The 15,775-nt window shown below is 70.5% G+C and carries 12 protein-coding genes; 8 read left to right on the forward strand and 4 right to left on the reverse strand.

Going from position 1 to position 15,775, the window contains the following annotated elements; all coding sequences use genetic code 11:
• Positions 1 to 13 precede the first annotated feature (13 nt).
• The 3 genes from MMSR116_RS08520 to MMSR116_RS08530 form a co-directional block, all read right to left on the reverse strand.
• Positions 14 to 949 (reverse strand): ABC transporter permease, encoded by a 936-nt coding sequence (locus MMSR116_RS08520; protein ID WP_010684699.1) that lies wholly within the window; start codon positions 947 to 949, stop codon positions 14 to 16.
• Positions 950 to 959: 10 nt separating this feature from the next.
• On the reverse strand, positions 960 to 1,877 hold the full coding sequence (locus MMSR116_RS08525; protein ID WP_010684700.1) for an ABC transporter permease: 918 nt from the start codon (positions 1,875 to 1,877) through the stop codon (positions 960 to 962).
• Positions 1,878 to 2,067: 190 nt separating this feature from the next.
• On the reverse strand, positions 2,068 to 3,588 hold the full coding sequence (locus MMSR116_RS08530) for an ABC transporter substrate-binding protein (RefSeq protein WP_010684701.1): 1,521 nt from the start codon (positions 3,586 to 3,588) through the stop codon (positions 2,068 to 2,070).
• Between the two features lie 170 nt (positions 3,589 to 3,758).
• Here MMSR116_RS08530 and MMSR116_RS08535 point away from each other — a divergent pair, with 170 nt between their 5' ends.
• The gene (locus tag MMSR116_RS08535) at positions 3,759 to 4,757 is read left to right on the forward strand and encodes a LysR family transcriptional regulator (protein ID WP_010684702.1); all 999 of its coding nucleotides are present in this window, start codon (positions 3,759 to 3,761) and stop codon (positions 4,755 to 4,757) included.
• Here MMSR116_RS08535 and MMSR116_RS08540 read toward each other — a convergent pair.
• The gene (locus MMSR116_RS08540; RefSeq protein ID WP_010684703.1) at positions 4,679 to 5,434 is read right to left on the reverse strand and encodes a CDP-diacylglycerol diphosphatase; all 756 of its coding nucleotides are present in this window, start codon (positions 5,432 to 5,434) and stop codon (positions 4,679 to 4,681) included. The two genes, MMSR116_RS08535 and MMSR116_RS08540, sit on opposite strands and share 79 nt — an antisense overlap.
• A gap of 292 nt (positions 5,435 to 5,726) precedes the next feature.
• On the opposite strand from MMSR116_RS08540, the gene paoA reads away from it, so the two are divergent.
• The 7 genes from paoA to MMSR116_RS08575 all read left to right on the forward strand — a co-directional run bounded on the left by paoA (position 5,727) and on the right by MMSR116_RS08575 (position 15,468).
• Positions 5,727 to 6,287, forward strand: a complete 561-nt coding sequence (paoA, locus tag MMSR116_RS08545; RefSeq protein WP_010684704.1) for an aldehyde dehydrogenase iron-sulfur subunit PaoA — start codon at positions 5,727 to 5,729, stop codon at positions 6,285 to 6,287.
• Complete coding sequence (locus MMSR116_RS08550; RefSeq protein ID WP_010684705.1) at positions 6,284 to 7,234, forward strand: FAD binding domain-containing protein; 951 nt, start codon at positions 6,284 to 6,286, stop codon at positions 7,232 to 7,234. Before paoA ends, MMSR116_RS08550 begins: the two co-directional genes overlap by 4 nt.
• Positions 7,235 to 7,237: 3 nt before the next feature.
• Positions 7,238 to 9,457, forward strand: a complete 2,220-nt coding sequence (paoC, locus tag MMSR116_RS08555) for an aldehyde oxidoreductase molybdenum-binding subunit PaoC (protein WP_010684706.1) — start codon at positions 7,238 to 7,240, stop codon at positions 9,455 to 9,457.
• Positions 9,458 to 9,896: 439 nt separating this feature from the next.
• Entirely contained in the window at positions 9,897 to 11,027 is a 1,131-nt protein-coding gene (locus MMSR116_RS08560; protein ID WP_010684707.1) for an FAD-binding domain-containing protein, read from the forward strand.
• Positions 11,028 to 11,094: 67 nt separating this feature from the next.
• Complete coding sequence (locus tag MMSR116_RS08565) at positions 11,095 to 11,661, forward strand: SOUL family heme-binding protein (protein WP_010684708.1); 567 nt, start codon at positions 11,095 to 11,097, stop codon at positions 11,659 to 11,661.
• A gap of 770 nt (positions 11,662 to 12,431) precedes the next feature.
• Positions 12,432 to 14,084 (forward strand): type I secretion system permease/ATPase, encoded by a 1,653-nt coding sequence (locus tag MMSR116_RS08570; RefSeq protein ID WP_083920260.1) that lies wholly within the window; start codon positions 12,432 to 12,434, stop codon positions 14,082 to 14,084.
• Between the two features lie 13 nt (positions 14,085 to 14,097).
• Positions 14,098 to 15,468 (forward strand): HlyD family type I secretion periplasmic adaptor subunit, encoded by a 1,371-nt coding sequence (locus MMSR116_RS08575; protein ID WP_010684711.1) that lies wholly within the window; start codon positions 14,098 to 14,100, stop codon positions 15,466 to 15,468.
• The last annotated feature ends 307 nt before the right edge of the window (positions 15,469 to 15,775 follow it).

The raw sequence follows: 15,775 nt of genomic DNA on the forward strand, positions 1-15,775 counted from the left end.
CTTGGCGAAAGCGTCAGTGGCGCGCCTCGGGGGCGGTGATGTCGCGCAGGCCGTCCCCCAGGAGGTTGATCGCCAGCACGAGGAGGAGCAGCGCCACGCCCGGGATGGTGATCACCCAGGGCTGGAAGAACATGTACTGCTTGCCCTCGGCGATCATCAGGCCCCAGGAGGGCAGGGGCGGCTGCACGCCGAGCCCGAGGAACGACAGGGCGGCCTCCAGCAGGATTGCGTGGGCCATCTCCAGGGTCGCCACGACGATCAGCGCGTTCATGATGTTGGGCAGGATCTCCTGGCGGATGATGCGCAGGTCCGTGAGCCCGGCGGCGCGGGCGGCCGAGACGAAATCCTGGTTGCGGATCTGCTGGGTGGCGGCCCGGGTCACGACGGCGAAGCGGTCCCAGAGCAGGAAGCCCAGCACCAGCACGACCACCTTCAGGGAGCCGCCGACCAGCGCCGCCATGGCCAGCGCCACCAGAACCACCGGCATGGCGAGGCGGGTGGTCACGATGTAGCTCACCACCGAATCGACCCAGCCGCCGAAATAGCCGGCGCAGAGACCCAGCGTGGTGCCGATGAGGCCGGAGATCAGCGCCGCCGAGATCCCGATCAGCAGGGAGATCTGGCCGCCGTAGAGCAGGCGGCTCAGGTAGTCGCGCCCGAGCTTGTCGGTGCCCAGCACGTGCGCCCAGGTGCCCTTGGCCTGCCAGACCGGCGGGATCAGGCGGCGGGACACGTCCTGCGCGTAGGGGTCGTGCGGCGCGATGAGCGGGGCGGCGAGCGCCGCCAGCACGATCAGCGCGAGGATCCCGGCGCCGATCAGGAAGCCGGTGTGGCGCAGGCCCCGGCGCAGGATCAGGCGGGTGGGGGAGGGGACCAGCGCGAGGGCGATCGGCGTCTCAGGGGAGAGGGCGGGGGCGGCGAGCGCCGCCGTGTCGGGGGGGAGGCTCATCGGCGGATCCTCACGACTGGCGCAGGCGCGGGTCGAGGAAAGCGTTCAGCAGGTCGGCGGCCAGCGTCAGGCCGATGTAGATCATGGCCAGCACCAGCACGATCGCCTGGACGACGGGGAAGTCGTTGCGGGCGATGGATTCCCAGGCGAGCTGGCCGAGGCCCTGGAGCGAGAACACCGCCTCGATCACGATCGAGCCGCCGAGCATGAAGCCGAACTGCACCGCCGAGAGGGCGATCACCGGGATCACGGCGTTGCGCAGCGCGTGCCGCACCAGGATCTTCCGGGGCGGCAGACCCTTGGCGCGGGCGGTGCGGACGTAGTCGGAGGCCAGCACCTCCAGCATGCCGTTGCGGGTGAGGCGCATCACGGCGGGCATCGCGTAGTAGCCCAGCGCCACCGCGGGCAGGACGAAGTTCTTCCACGTGGCGTTGCCTGAGACCGGCAGCCAGCGGAGATTGACCGAGAAGATCAGGATCAGCGTCAGGCCGAACCAGAAGCTCGGCATCGCCTGGCCGAGCACCGAGACGGCGAGCGCCGTCCGGTCGATCCACGTGTCCCGCTTCACCGCGGCGACGACGCCGAGGGGAATGGCCACGAACAGCGCCACGCCGAGCGCGATGATGCCGAGATAGAGGGTGATCGGTAGGCGGGCGGCCAGCAGGTCGATCACGCTCTCGCGAAAGTAGAAAGAATTGCCGAAGTCGAGGTGCAAAGCCCGCCAGCCCCAGGTCAGGAACTGGGTCAGCAGCGGCTGGTCGAGGCCGTAATCCTGGCGGATCTGCGCGATCTGGGGGCCCGTGGCCTCCGGCCCGGCGATGGCCGTGGCGAGGTCGCCCGAGAGGTGGAGGAGCAGGAAGCTCGCCACCGAGACCGTGAAGGCCACCGCCAGGGCGACCAGCACGCGTCGGACCGTGAAGGCCAGCATGGATCAGGCTCCTGCTGTTTCCCGTCGATCACGTTGGATCAGGACGGAGCGTTCTCTCCTCCCCCCCGCGGGGAGGAGGCGGAGGTGGGGTGGTTCAGGATCGAGCGGCGCGGTGCCGTCTGCACCACCCCCACCCATGACCTCTCCCCACTAGGGGGAGGGGAACAGCGTCGCGCCTTCGAGGCCACCCTCACTTCCACGACGCCGCGTAGAAGCGCGGCACCTCGTCGGGCTGGGCGGTGAAGTTCAGGTCCGACGTGAAGGCGTAGTTGGTCGCGTAGGAGAACATCGGCAGGGCATAGGCCTCGCCGGCGATCCGCTGCAGCGCCTTGGCGTAGGCGGCCTTGCGCGTCTCCGGGTCGGTGGAACCGTCGCCCTTCTGAAGGTCGGCGATCACCTGCGGGTCCTTGGTCAGGTCCTCCTCGCCGCCCCGGAAATACACCCCGTCGAAGGCCGAGACGTCGAGCACCGAGAACGACCCCCAGGTCTGGTAGCCGATCGAGGTCTTGCCGGCCCGCAGCGAATCCCGGAACGCCGCATAGCGCAGGTAGTTGAGCCGGGCCTTGATGCCGACCGCGCCGAGATAGCCGATCACCGCCTCGGCGTAGTCGCGCTCGCGGTAGGCACCGAGGTCGATCTCGAAGCCGTTCGGGTATCCGGCTTCCTTGAGCAGCGCCTTGGCCTTGGCCGGGTCGTAGGCGTAGCGCGGCACGCCCTGGTCGGTGCAGCCGAACTGGTCGACGAAGCACAGCGCGTTCATCACCCGCGAGGCGCCGCGCACGAGGTTGTCGACCATCGCCTTGCGGTCGATGGCGTAGGAGATCGCCTGCCGGACGCGCACGTCCTTGAGCGGCGAGTTCTCCTTGGCGCGGCCCAGCGTGTCGAACTGCAGGAAGCCGACCCGCATCGTCTCGGCATTGAGCACCGTGAGGTTCGGCGCGGCGCGCAGCTGCTCGGCCTGGTCGCTCGGCACCCGCCAGATCCAGTCCACGCCGCCGGTCATCAATTCGGCCATCCGGCTCTCGCCGTCCGGGATGACGCGGAACTGCAGCTTGCCGATCTTCGGCGTCCCGAGGGGGCTCTCCGCCCAGTACTTGTCGAACCGCTCCATGCTGACGCCGCGGCCGCTGTCGACCTTGGTGATCCGGTACGGGCCGCTGCCGACCGGCGCTTTGGCGAAGCCGTCGAGGCCGACCTTCTTGAAGTAATTGGCCGGGAAGATCGGCGTCGGGCCGGCGAGGTATTCGAGCGCCGCCGGGAACGGCGCCTTGAGGTGGATGCGGACCGTATGCGGGCCGGTCACCTCCACCGACTTCATCCAGTCGACGTTCTGGCGGGTGACCGTGCGCGCCTCGGGCGTCAGCACGTAGTTGAAGGTGAAGGCCACGTCCTCAGGCCCGAGCGGGTCGCCGTTGTGGAAGACCACGCCCTCGCGGATCGTGAGATCCAGCGTCGTGTCGTCCTTCCAGGTCCAGGCGGTCGCCAGAAACGGCTTGTAGGTGCCGTCCTTGGGATCCCGGTACAGCAGCGTGTCCCAGCAGTTCCGGGCCAGGATCACGCCCTCGCGGGCGCTGTTGTGATACGGGCTGACGTTCTCGGGCTCGCTGTCGGAGGCGTAGACCAGGGTGTCGTCGGCCTTGCCGGCGAGGGCCGGGTGCACGGCGATCAGGGTGGCCAACGAGGCGGCGAGGGTGAGAATCCGTAACGGCATGCGGGCTCCGACGGCGCGGCGGACAGGCCCGGCGGATCGGTCCGCGGCTGCCGCGTTTTTCACCCTGCCATGATGTTGTGCATCTGGGATCGCAACAAGTAGAATTTGGCGACCGGTGACTTGCCGTATCGGCAATTCGCACAGCATCATACAGCCTAAAGGGCACGATAATGCAGACAACCAGTCTGCGCTACTTCCTGGCGGTCGCCCGGACCGGCTCGATTGCCGCCGCCTCGGCCCAGCTCAACGTGGCGGCGTCGGCGATCAGCCGGCAGATCGGCAACCTGGAGGCCGAGCTCGACTGCGTGCTGTTCGAGCGGCGCCCGCGCGGCATGGTGCCGAGCCCGGCCGGGGAGCTGCTGGCGCAGCACGCCCATCAGGTGCTGATCCGCTCCGAGCAGGTGGTCACGGAGATCCGGGAGCTGGAGGGTCTGGCCCGGGGCCTGATCCGCGTCGCCTGTTCCGAGGGGTTCTCCCTCGACATCGTGCCGAACGCCATCGCGGCGTTCCACGCCGCCCAGCCCGGCATCCGCTTCGAGGTCACCGTCCTGCCTCCGGCGCAGGTGACCCAGACGGTGGCGGTGGGGGATGTCGATCTCGGCATCACCTTCGCGCTGACGCCGACACCGCAGGTCGAGGTGCTGTACGACGGGCGGGTGGACATGCTGGCGCTGGCCGCCCCCGACCATCCCCTCGCGCGGGCCCCGGCCCTGCGCGTCGCCGACCTCCTGGACTACCCCGTCGCCCTGCCGACCCGGGACACGACCCTGCGGCAGGTCTTCGACGCCGCCTGCGCGCACGAGGGCATCGCGGTCGAGCCGGTGCTGACCTCCAACACCCTCTCGGCGCTGCTGCCCTTCGTCCGGCGCTCGCGCGGGCTGGCTCTGATGTCGGCGCTGTCGGTGCAGACGCCGCTGCGTCTCAACGAGCTGGTCAGCCTGCCGATCCGCTCCCGGACGAGCCTCGCCCGGGGCGTGAAGATCCAGGCCATGCGCGACCGGCGGCTGCCCCGGGCCGTACAGGCCTTCCTGCGCCAGCTCACAGACGCGTTGCCGCCGCCGACGACGGGGGGCCGGCATTCTGATCCCGCTCAGGCGCCGCTGCGCCGCGCCGCGACGGCGCAGCTGTGGTCCATCACGTCCTCGGCGCTGGCGCTCGGCGCCCGGTAGGCCAGCAGGATGTAGCCCGGCTCGGGGTCGCCCGGCGGCGTCGACACCGCGGCGAAGCTCGTCCGGTGCAGATCCGGCCGGCCGCCCGGCAGGCCGTGCAGGGCCGCGAACGGGTTGAGATGCTCGGCCTCCGCCTCCGGCACCCGCAGGGCGAAGAAGCGGTCGCCGGCGAGCGGCACCGGGAAGCGGGTCCAGGTCCGGCGGACCTGGCGGCCATGGGCCTTGAGGGCGGCGAGCACGCTCGGCTTCAAGCAGTCGAGATGGATATGGAGCTGGTCCTGGCTGCGGCCCTGGGCCGAATTGACCGCCAGCCCGACCTCCCCGGGCGTCAGCCTTCCCTTCAGCGCGTCCGTCACGAAGGGCCGCGCGGCCAGCGCGGCCCGCCAGTACGCGATCCCGGCCGATCGCTGCAGCATGGGCGCTTCGAGCCCCGCGACGGTGTCGGTGGGCATGACCACGATATGGGTCGGCTCGCCGGGTGCCCGCAGGACCGCGGTGCCGGGACGGTCCTTGTCGCCGAGGTCGACCGAGAGGCACGGGAAGGTCCGGTTGGCGACCCTTTTGGCGAGCACGCAGGTCTTCAGCGCCGCCCACAGGACGTCCCGGCTCGGGTCCGGGGCCGCTGAGGCCGGCATCGCGGTCGCGATGAGGAAGGCGGCGAGCAGCGCGCGGCGCATGGAATCTCCCGATGAGGCCGGCGGCCAAGCTGGCGGATCGGCCGGCCCCGCTGGACTCCGCGATACCCGATCTCGACCTGCGCCGGCAAAGCGTCCGTTTGCCCGACGTACGGCCGCAGGCCCCTGCTCGGCGCGCCCGCGTGCACTACCTTGGAGCCGATCCAGGGTATCGGGGTTGCCCTGGGACATCCCGCCTTCGATGGGCCGATCCGTGCGGGCCGCCGCTCCCGCCGCGGGCCCGGAGGCCGAGATGCAACGTCCCCGCAGCTTTGACCCGAACCGGAGAGACTTGATGGTGGGAGCCACCGCATCAGCGGCCGCTGCACGAACCGACGAGCCGGTCATCGCCACCGTCACCTTCACGGTGAACGGGCAGCGGCGCGACCTCGAACTCGACACCCGCACAAGCCTGCTCGACGCCGCGCGCGAGCATCTGCACCTGACCGGCTCCAAGAAGGGCTGCGACCACGGCCAGTGCGGCGCCTGCACGATGATCGTCGACGGAAGGCGCATCAACGCCTGCCTGACGCTGGCGATCATGCACCAGGGCGCGGAGATCACCACGATCGAGGGCCTGGGCCAGCCGGACCATCTCCACCCGATGCAGGCCGCCTTCGTCCGTCACGACGGCTACCAGTGCGGCTACTGCACGCCGGGCCAGATCTGCTCGGGCGTGGCCGTGCTGGACGAGATCAAGGCCGGCATCCCGAGCCACGTCACCGCCGACCTCGAGGCCGCGCCGCAGGTGACCGAGGCCGAGATCCGCGAGCGCATGAGCGGCAACATCTGCCGCTGCGGCGCCTATTCCAACATCGTCGAGGCGATGACCGAGGTTGCGGGGGTGCGGGCATGAAGTCGTTCACCTACGAGCGCCCGGGCACGCCCGCCGAGGCCGCCGCCGCCGTCGCGCGCGTGCCGGACGCCAAGTTCATCGCCGGCGGCACCAACCTCCTCGACCTGATGAAGCTGCAGATCGAGACCCCGCGCCACCTCGTGGACGTGAACGGCCTCGGCCTCGACGCGGTGGAGCCGACCGAGGCGGGCGGCCTGCGCATCGGCGCCCTGGTGCGCAACACCGACCTCGCGGCCCATCCGCGGGTGCGCAAGGATTACGGGGTTCTCAGCCGGGCGCTGCTCGCGGGCGCCTCGGGCCAGCTGCGCAACAAGGCGACGACCGCCGGCAACCTGCTCCAGCGGACCCGCTGCCCGTATTTCTATGACACGGCCCAGCCCTGCAACAAGCGTCAGCCGGGTTCCGGCTGCTCGGCGCTGGACGGCGTGAGCCGCCAGCTCGCGGTGATCGGCGCCAGCGCGACCTGCATCGCCACGCATCCCGGCGACATGGCGGTGGCCATGCGCGTCCTCGACGCCACCGTGGAGACGGTCGACGGGGAGGGCGCTACGCGAAAGATCCCGATCGCCGAGTTCCACAGGCTGCCCGGCGACGACCCGTCGCGCGACACGACCCTCGAGCCCGGCGAGCTGATCACCGCGGTGACGCTGCCCAAGCCCGTTGCCGGCACGCACATCTACCGCAAGGTCCGCGACCGGGCCTCCTACGCCTACGCGCTGGTCTCGGTGGCGGCGGTCCTGGGCAAGGACGGCAGCGGCCACGTCGCCTTCGGCGGCGTCGCCCCCAAGCCCTGGCGGGTGGAGGCGGCCGAGGCCGACCTGCCGAAGGGCGCCAAGGCGGTGACCGCCCAGGTCTTCGCCGACGCCAAGCCGACCCACGAGAACGCCTACAAGCTGAAGCTCGCCGAGCGGACCCTCGGCGCGGCGCTCAACCAAGCGAGGGCCTGAGCCATGAAGTTCGACACGAAAGCCGGCCCGAACCCGATCGACCGCCTCAAGGTCGTCGGCCATGCCACCGACCGGATCGACGGCAAGTACAAGACCACCGGCACCGCGCCCTACGCCTACGAGCGCCACGACGTGGCCCCCGACGCCGCCTACGGCTACGTGCTGGGCTCCGCCATCGCCAAGGGCCGGGTGCGCAGCATCGACACGGCCTCGGCCCGGCAGGCGCCCGGCGTGATCGGCGTGGTCACCACCCTCGACACCCCGCGGATCGAGCGCGGCGTGATGAACGTCGCCTACCTGTTCGGCGGCGACGTGATCCAGCACTACCACCAGGCGATCGCCGTGGTGGTGGCCGAGACCTTCGAGCAGGCCCGGGCGGCCGCGTTCCTCGTGAAGGTCGACTATGCCCCGGAGGACGGTGCGTTCGACCTCGCCGAAGCGGCCAAGACCGCCGAGCCGGTGCCGGCCGACAGCGGCGAGGGCAGCGGCGGGAACGGCGAGGAGCGGGTCGGCGACTTCGAGGGCGCCTTCGCGCAGGCGCCTGTGACCCTCGACGCGTCCTACACGACCGCGGACGAGAGCCACGCCATGATGGAGCCGCACGCGACGATTGCGGCCTGGGACGGCGAGAAGATCACGCTCTGGACCGCCAACCAGATGATCGGCTGGGGCCACGGCAGCCTCGCCAAGATGCTGGGCCTGCCGAAGGACAAGGTCCGGCTCGACGCGCCCTATGTCGGCGGCGGCTTCGGCGGCAAGCTGTTCGTGCGCGCCGACGCGGTACTGGCGGCGCTCGCCGCGAAAGCCACGGGGCGGCCCGTGAAGGTGGCGCTGACGCGCCCGCTCATCGCCAACAACACCACCCACCGGCCGGCCACGATCCAGCGGGTGCGCATCGGCGCGACGCAGGACGGCACCATCACGGCGATCGCCCACGAGAGCGTCTCCGGCAACCTGCCGGACGGTGATCCCGAGACGGCGGTGAACCAGACCAAGTACCTCTACGCGGGCAAGAACCGCCTGACCGCCATGAAGCTCGCCCGGCTCGACCTGCCCGAGGGCAACGCCATGCGGGCGCCCGGCGAGGCTCCGGGACTGGCGGTCCTGGAGGTCGCCATGGACGAGATGGCGGAGAAGCTCGGCCTCGACCCGGTGGAGTTCCGCATCCGCAACGACACCCAGGTCGTCCCGACCCAGCCGGATCTGCACTTCTCCCACCGCGACCTCGTCGGCTGCCTGAAGCTCGGCGCGGACAGGTTCGGCTGGGCCAAGCGCAACCCGAAGCCCGGTCAGGTCCGGGACGGGCAGTGGCTCGTCGGGCTCGGCATGGCGGCGGCCTTCCGCGACAACATGGTGATGAAGTCGGGCGCCCGGGTTCGCCTCGATTCGAGCGGCACCGTCACGGTCGAGACCGACATGACCGATATCGGCACCGGCAGCTACACGATCATCGCGCAGACGGCCGCCGAGATGATGGGCGTGCCCCTCGATCGCGTGGTGGTGCGGCTCGGCGACTCGGACTTCCCGGTCTCCGCGGGCTCGGGTGGCCAGTTCGGCGCCAATTCCTCGACCGCGGGCGTCTACGCGGCCTGCGTGAAGCTGCGGGAGGCCATCGCCCAAAAACTCGGCTTCAACGCCACCGACGCGGTGTTCGAGGACGGGGAGGTTCGCGCCGGCAACCGCGCCATCGCGCTGGCCCAGGCCGCGGCCGAGGGCGAGCTGGTCGCCGAGGATGCGATCGAGTTCGGCAAGCTCTCCAAGGAGCAGCAGGTCTCGACCTTCGGCGCCCACTTCGTCGAGGTCGGCGTGGACCTGTACACCGCCGAGGTCCGGGTGCGGCGGATGCTGGCGGTCTGCGCGGCCGGGCGCATCCTCAACCCGAAATCGGCCCGCAGCCAGGTGATCGGCGGCATGGTCATGGGCACGGGCGCGGCCCTGATGGAGGAGCTCGCGGTCGACGCGAAGCGCGGCTTCTTCGCCAACCACGATCTGGCCGGCTACGAAGTGCCGGTCCACGCCGACATCCCGCACCAGGAGGTGATCTTTTTGGACGAGGTCGACCCGATGTCCTCGCCCATGAAGGCGAAGGGCGTGGGCGAGCTCGGCATCTCGGGGATCGCCGCCGCGGTGGCGAACGCGGTCTACAACGCCACTGGCATCCGCGTGCGGGATTATCCGATCACCCTCGACAAGCTCCTCGACCGCATGCCGGACGCGGCCTGAGCGCTTCGGGGGATCCGTCCGGGGATCCCCCGGGCGGCCACCGGAGCAGGGCTTCGCAGCCGGCTTGCGGTTCGCGGTCGAACCCTTCGGTTGCGGCGTCCCTCTCCGTCATCGCCAGCGCAGCGAAGCGACCCAGCATTGGCGCGACATCTCGAAGCGTGGCGCCCCCTGGATTGCTTCGCTCCGCTCGCAAGGACGGTGGGCCGAAGCCATCGGCCGGGGGGTATGATCCCAACCATCCACCTCATCCTGAGGTGACCGCGTCAGCGGGCCTCGAAGGAGAGTTCCAGCCAGCCGTGCGATTCCTGGAGGCCTCCTTCGAGGCCTGCGCTGCGCTCCGGCACCTCAGGATGAGGTGGGATGATGGGAGGGTCGATCCTGCGCGGTCTCGTGTCGCGCACCGCACCCGCTCGTGCCACCATCGCCCTACCTCCACGCCATGGACCGCACCTTCCCCATGACCCGGGCCGCCGGCCTCGAACGCCTGTCCGCCTTCCTCGCCGAGGCCGCGCCCGCCTACGCGGAGGCGCGCAACACCGACCGGGGGCCCGACGCGCCGCCGACCACCTCGGCGCTCTCGCCCTACCTGCGCCGCCGGCTCCTGACCGAGGCCGAGGTCGCGACGGCCGCCGTCGCGGCCCTCGGGGCGGCGGGTGCGGAGGCGTTCGTGACCGAGGTGTTCTGGCGGACCTACTTCAAGGGCCACCTCGAGACCCACCCGGAGGCCTGGACCCGCTACCTGTCCGACCTCGCCGAGGCACGGGCGCGCCTCGCGGCCGAGCCGGGCCTGCGGCGGACCTACGAGGCCGCGGTCGACGGGCGCGCCGGCCTCGACGGCTTCGACACCTGGGCCCGAGACCTCGTCGCCACCGGCTGGCTGCACAACCATGCCCGGATGTGGTTCGCGTCGATCTGGATCTTCACCCTGCGGCTCCCCTGGCCGCTCGGCGCGGATTTCTTCCTGCGTCACCTGCTCGACGGCGATCCGGCCAGCAACACGCTCTCCTGGCGGTGGGTCGCGGGCCTCCACACCCGCGGCAAGGCCTACCGTGCCCGGCGCGACAACATCCGGCGGTTCACGGAGGGCCGTCACGACCCGGCCGGCCTCGACGAGGACGCGGCGCCGCTGGAGGAGGCGATGCCGCCCCGGGAGGTGCCGCTCGCTGCCGCCGACGCGATGCCGGACGGGCCGGTCGCCCTGCTCCTGCATCTCGACGACCTGCATCCCGAGAGCCTCCCCCTCGGGCCCGCCCGGATCGCCCGCGTCGGCGGTCTGCTCGCGCATGTCGAGGGCGCGACGGACCGGGTCCGGTCCGCCGACGCGGCGGCGATGGTGGACGCGCTGGCGCGCGCCGCGGCGCATTTCGGCTGCCCGGCCGATCCGGTCCGCGCGGGCTGGTCCGGTGACCTGCCGGTGGTGACGGCCTGGGCTCCGCTCGGCCCTTCCGCGGCGGCGTTGCCGGGCGGCTGCCTGCGGCTGCGCCGGGCCTGGGACGAGACGGCTTGGCCGCTCGCGACCCGGGGCTTCTTCCGCCTGAAGCGCGCCATCCCCGACCTGATCGCGGCCTGACGGCTCCCGCCGGCCCCCGCGCCCCGGGACGACCCGTCGCGATTCCTGACCAGCCGGACGCAGCACCATGGACAAGATCACCTACATCCTCGTGACGCTGCTCGAATCGGTTCTCGGGATCTTCGGCATCCGGGGCCTGTACGAGCAGCCCGCCTACACGGTCATCCAGCGCCTCGACCGCGGCGTCGAGATCCGCGCCTACGCGCCGCGGCTCGCAGTCGAGACCGACGCACGCGGCCAGGGCGACGGCGCGGCGTTCGGCCGGCTCTTCCGCTACATCACGGGCGCCAACCAAGCCGGGAGCCGCATCGCCATGACGGTCCCGGTCGAGCAGGGGGCGGCCGGCACGATGCGGTTCTTCCTGCCGCGCGCGGTGGCCGAGGCCGGGCCGCCCGAGCCGACCGAGGCCGGCGTCCGTCTCGTCCAGGTTCCGGCCGAGCGCGTCGCGGCGCTGCGCTTCTCCGGCCGGGTCACGCCCGAGGTCCGGGCGGAGCAGGAGGCCAGCCTCGCTCGGGCGCTGGCCGCGGCCGGCCTCCGGACGCGCGAGGCCCCGATGTTCATGGGCTACGACCCGCCCTTCGCCCTGCCGTTCCTGCGCAGGAACGAAGTTGCTGCCCGACTGGAATCCCCGTGACGGATGGGTCTCCGAGACACAGCCGACGCATGTCCGGCGTCGGGTGACGCCACGTCCGTGCCGGCAGCGTCATCCGCCGAGGGCCGGCGTGACGGGGAGGTCCGCTTCCCATCCTCGCCGGAAGCGGCCGGCCCGCCTCGGCGATGGACCGCGGACAGCGTCGATAGACCTCGTCAGGCACAAGCCGGTCGGCGGGCGAAACCCTGTCGCAGCCGCGCGCGGGCCGAGTTGCAACAGGTTCTTCCAGAGCTATCGCGGCCATCCCGCACCAGGGTTGGGCTGAAGTCGAAGCCCTTTAGCGGCCGCGACGCCCGGAAAGAGTGCCCCCGTTCTTATGCATATGGTTCATATCTGCTATGCACCCCATGTGATTGACTGAATTGTCGAGCTTTTAGCCTCAAAAATCGGGTCTCGCAGATGCGCGTCTCCGAAAAATGAAGGTCTTGGAGTGGCTTTGCCGGATTTTTCGGGTGGTGCGCCACTGCGGTGCAGCGATTGATATCGCGAGCGCTGCGCCCCGTATTGAGTTCACTAATCACCTCCGAAATTCGGAAAATGAAGCGCAATGATTGATTATACCGGCTTATCATGTTCCCCTGACGCCTAACGTCCGGCACATCAATGCTGATATACTGAATTGATTGGCAAATACTGATGCTGCCGGGTCCATCCGCCTTCGTGCGACGGAGGATGAGTTCGTGCAAGCCGCAGACGGAAGACAGAATTAAGAAATTCGTCGTGCCTTGCGTTCGCTGTGGCCGCACTTCGGAATGGCGGCTGTCTTCAGCAGCGTGATCAACATCCTGTATCTCAGCTCCCCCCTCTACTTGATGCAGGTCTACAACCGGGTTCTCGTGAGCGAGAACGTGCCGACCCTCGTCATGCTGACGATCATCCTGGCCGTCGCGCTGCTCACGATGTCGGCCCTGGACGCGGTCCGGGCCCAGATCCTGATCCGCTGCGGCATCCGGCTCGACGCCAAGCTCGCCGGCCGCGTGTTCGAGGCGCTGGTGGTGCGCTCGGCCCGCCAGGGTTTCTCGAAGAGCGCGCAGCAACTCCGGCAGTTCGACGAGTTCCGAACCTTCGTCACGGGCCCGGGCATCCACTTCGCCTTCGACCTGCCCTGGATCCCGCTCTACCTCGCCCTCCTGTTCCTCATCCACCCGGTCCTCGGAACCGTCGCGACGCTCGGCGCCGCGACCCTGTTCGGCCTCGCGATCTTCAACGAGTTGATGACGCGCTCCGCCTTGAGCACCGCCGAGGAGGCCGGGCAGCAATCCTACACCTTCACCGAGAACATCCTGCGGCACGCCGACGTCGTCACCGCGATGGGCATGCAGCCGGCCGTCGAGCGCCACTGGCAGGTCAATCGCCGCGCGATGCTGGCACTGCAGGCGTCGGCCAGCGACCGCAACGCCGCGATGACGTCGAGCATCCGCTTCGCCCGGCTGCTCCTGCAGTCCCTCATGCTCGGAACCGGTGCGTGGCTGGCGATCGATCACGCCATCATGCCGGCCACGATCTTCGCCGCCAGCATCGTCATGGGCCGCGCGCTGGTGCCGGTGGAGCAGGCGGTGGCGACGTGGAAGCAGCTCAAGAGCGCCAGCGCCGGCTACGCCCAGGTCTCGCAGCTGCTCGCCGAGGTGCCCGTGTCGGCGCGCTGCACGATCGTGCCGAAGAGCCAGAACGCGCTGGCCGCCGAGGAGCTGTCCTTCACGTTGCCGGACAAGCGCACGCCGGTCCTGCGCGACGTGACCTTCGAGATTACCAGCGGGCAGGCCGTCGGCATCATCGGGCCGAGCGGGGCCGGCAAGAGCACCCTGGCGCGCCTGCTGATCGGCGCGATCGCACCGGTCTCGGGCCGCCTCAGCTTCGGCGGCATCAATTACGAGCACTGGGACCCGCTGATCTTCGGGCACGAGGTCGGCTACCTGCCGCAGGATGTCGGCCTCTTCGCGGGGACCGTCCGCGAGAACATCGCGCGCTTCGGTCAGGCCGACATCGAGGAGATCGTCGAGGCCGCCAAGCTCGCCGGCATCCACGGGATGATCCTCGACCTGCCCCGCCAGTACGACACGCCGCTCGGCGCGGGCGGCGTCGGCCTCTCGGGCGGCCAGCGCCAGCGCCTCGGCCTGGCCCGTGCCCTGCTCGGCCGGCCCTCGCTCCTCGTGCTCGACGAGCCGAACGCCAACCTCGACGCCACGGGCGAGGGCGCCCTGAAGGACGTGCTCCTCGCCCTCAAGACCCAGGGGACGACGATCATCGTCATCACGCACCGCACGACCATCCTCGAAGTGGTGGACGCGCTGATGCTGGTGCGCGGCGGGCGCCTCGAATGCTTCGGCACGCCGGACGAGGTCGGGGCTCACCTGAATCTCGGCCAGGGATCCGCCGCGGCGCCTCCGGCGCCGGCGGCCGCCTGAAGGAGCGACGGACATGTCCGGCACGGTCGCCCCACTCCCCCTCACGCAGGATAACGACCCGGCGCATTCCGGGCTGCTCGACCGGGTCCTCAGGGCCAATCCGGCGGTTCCGGCCCTCGTCGGCCTCTGCGTCCTGGCGGTCTTCATCGCGGTCGTGGTGACCTGGGGCCTTCTGGCGCCGGTCTCCGGAGCGGCCGTCGCCGAGGGATCCCTCCAGGTCGAGGGCAAGCGCCAGACGGTGCAGCATCCCTACGGCGGGGTCGTCCGGGATCTGTTCGTCAAGGAGGGCGAGACCGTCCGGACGGGTCAGATCCTGATGACGCTCTCCGACACCGAGCCGCGCTCGAACCTGGACGTGCTCGTCGCCCAGCGCAACGCGCTGCTCGCCGAGGAGGCGCGGCTGATGGCCGAGCGCGACGGGCGGCCGGAACCCGACTTCGGATTGATGCGCCCGGCGCAGGGCACCGCGGAAGGGGCCGAGGCCGCCGTGGCGCAGGCCATGGCGAACGAGCGCGCGGTCATGATCGCCCGCAAGCGCCAGTACGATATCCAGTCCGGGCTGCTCAACCAGCGCATCGGGCAGCTCGGCGACCAGCGGCGCGGATCCGAGGCCGCCCTGAACGGTCTCGTGCGGCAGGCCGACCTGATCGAGGAGGAGGCCAAGGGCGCGCGCTACCTCCTGACCAGCGGCCTGACCCCGAAGACCCGGGTGCTGGCCCTGGAGCGCGAGGCCGCCAAGCTCCTGGCCGACCAGGGCACCAAGCGGTCCGAGATCGCCGCGACGGATCAGGCCATCGCCTCGGCCAAGCTCGACATCGCCAAGCTCGACCGCGATCGCATGACGGAGATCACCAACGACCTGCGCACGACCCAGTCCAGCCTGGCCGAGATCGCCCCCAAGATCGAGGCGGCGCGGGACGTCGTCCACCGCACGCGGATCACCGCGCCGGCGACGGGGGCGGTCGTCGGCCTGTCGGTCTTCACCCGCGGCGGCGTGGTCCAGCAGGGCGCCCGCCTGCTCGACATCGTCCCGAAATCGAACCCGCTCATGGTCGAGGCCCGCCTGAAGCTCAACGACATCAACGAGGTCGTTCCTGGCCGCCGGGCGGACGTCCGTCTGACCGGATTCACCCGCAACGAGCGTCCGATCATCAGCGGCGAGATCGCCACCGTCTCGGCAGACCGCCTGACCGACGATCGCTCCGGGGAAGGCTACTACTCGATCCTGGTGCGGATGAACCCGGACGACGTCGCGCGATCGAAGGTCGAACTCCAGGCCGGCATGCCCGCGGAGATCGTCGTCACCACGCGGCCGCGCACCTTCTTCGACTACCTCGTCGCCCCGCTGCTCGATCAGATCACAGGAGCGTTCCATGAGAGATGACACGCTCCGGACGGACTCCGCCCCGGCGGACGAGGCGGACCGTCAATCTCCTGCCGTCGGCGCCGCATTGCCGCGCGCGAAGGACCAGGGGACGGCATCCGGCAAACGGACCGGCCCGACCCGGGAATCCGGCGACGACGCGGTGCGGGCGGCGCGGGAGCGCGACGCGGCGGATGGACGAGGTGCCGCCGAGGCCGCCGTCCTCAGCGCGGTCGCCAGCAGCATGGTGCTCGGCGCGCTCTATCCCAAGGACCTCCGGGCGGAGACCGCGAAGGATCATCCGGACCCGCACGGAAATGAGGCGCGG

The organism is Methylobacterium mesophilicum SR1.6/6, assembly GCF_000364445.2.
GTDB classification, from domain to species: domain Bacteria; phylum Pseudomonadota; class Alphaproteobacteria; order Rhizobiales; family Beijerinckiaceae; genus Methylobacterium; species Methylobacterium mesophilicum_A.

Excerpts from the sequence above, each read along its gene's own strand:
- MMSR116_RS08520 (WP_010684699.1), bottom strand. The coding sequence starts at position 949 with ATGAGCCTCCCCCCCGACACGGCGGCGCTCGCCGCCCCCGCCCTCTCC.
- MMSR116_RS08525 (WP_010684700.1), bottom strand. The coding sequence starts at position 1,877 with ATGCTGGCCTTCACGGTCCGACGCGTGCTGGTCGCCCTGGCGGTGGCC.
- MMSR116_RS08530 (WP_010684701.1), bottom strand. The coding sequence starts at position 3,588 with ATGCCGTTACGGATTCTCACCCTCGCCGCCTCGTTGGCCACCCTGATC.
- MMSR116_RS08535 (WP_010684702.1), top strand. The coding sequence starts at position 3,759 with ATGCAGACAACCAGTCTGCGCTACTTCCTGGCGGTCGCCCGGACCGGC.
- MMSR116_RS08540 (WP_010684703.1), bottom strand. The coding sequence starts at position 5,434 with ATGCGCCGCGCGCTGCTCGCCGCCTTCCTCATCGCGACCGCGATGCCG.
- paoA (WP_010684704.1), top strand. The coding sequence starts at position 5,727 with ATGGTGGGAGCCACCGCATCAGCGGCCGCTGCACGAACCGACGAGCCG.
- MMSR116_RS08550 (WP_010684705.1), top strand. The coding sequence starts at position 6,284 with ATGAAGTCGTTCACCTACGAGCGCCCGGGCACGCCCGCCGAGGCCGCC.
- paoC (WP_010684706.1), top strand. The coding sequence starts at position 7,238 with ATGAAGTTCGACACGAAAGCCGGCCCGAACCCGATCGACCGCCTCAAG.
- MMSR116_RS08560 (WP_010684707.1), top strand. The coding sequence starts at position 9,897 with ATGGACCGCACCTTCCCCATGACCCGGGCCGCCGGCCTCGAACGCCTG.
- MMSR116_RS08565 (WP_010684708.1), top strand. The coding sequence starts at position 11,095 with ATGGACAAGATCACCTACATCCTCGTGACGCTGCTCGAATCGGTTCTC.
- MMSR116_RS08570 (WP_083920260.1), top strand. The coding sequence starts at position 12,432 with ATGGCGGCTGTCTTCAGCAGCGTGATCAACATCCTGTATCTCAGCTCC.
- MMSR116_RS08575 (WP_010684711.1), top strand. The coding sequence starts at position 14,098 with ATGTCCGGCACGGTCGCCCCACTCCCCCTCACGCAGGATAACGACCCG.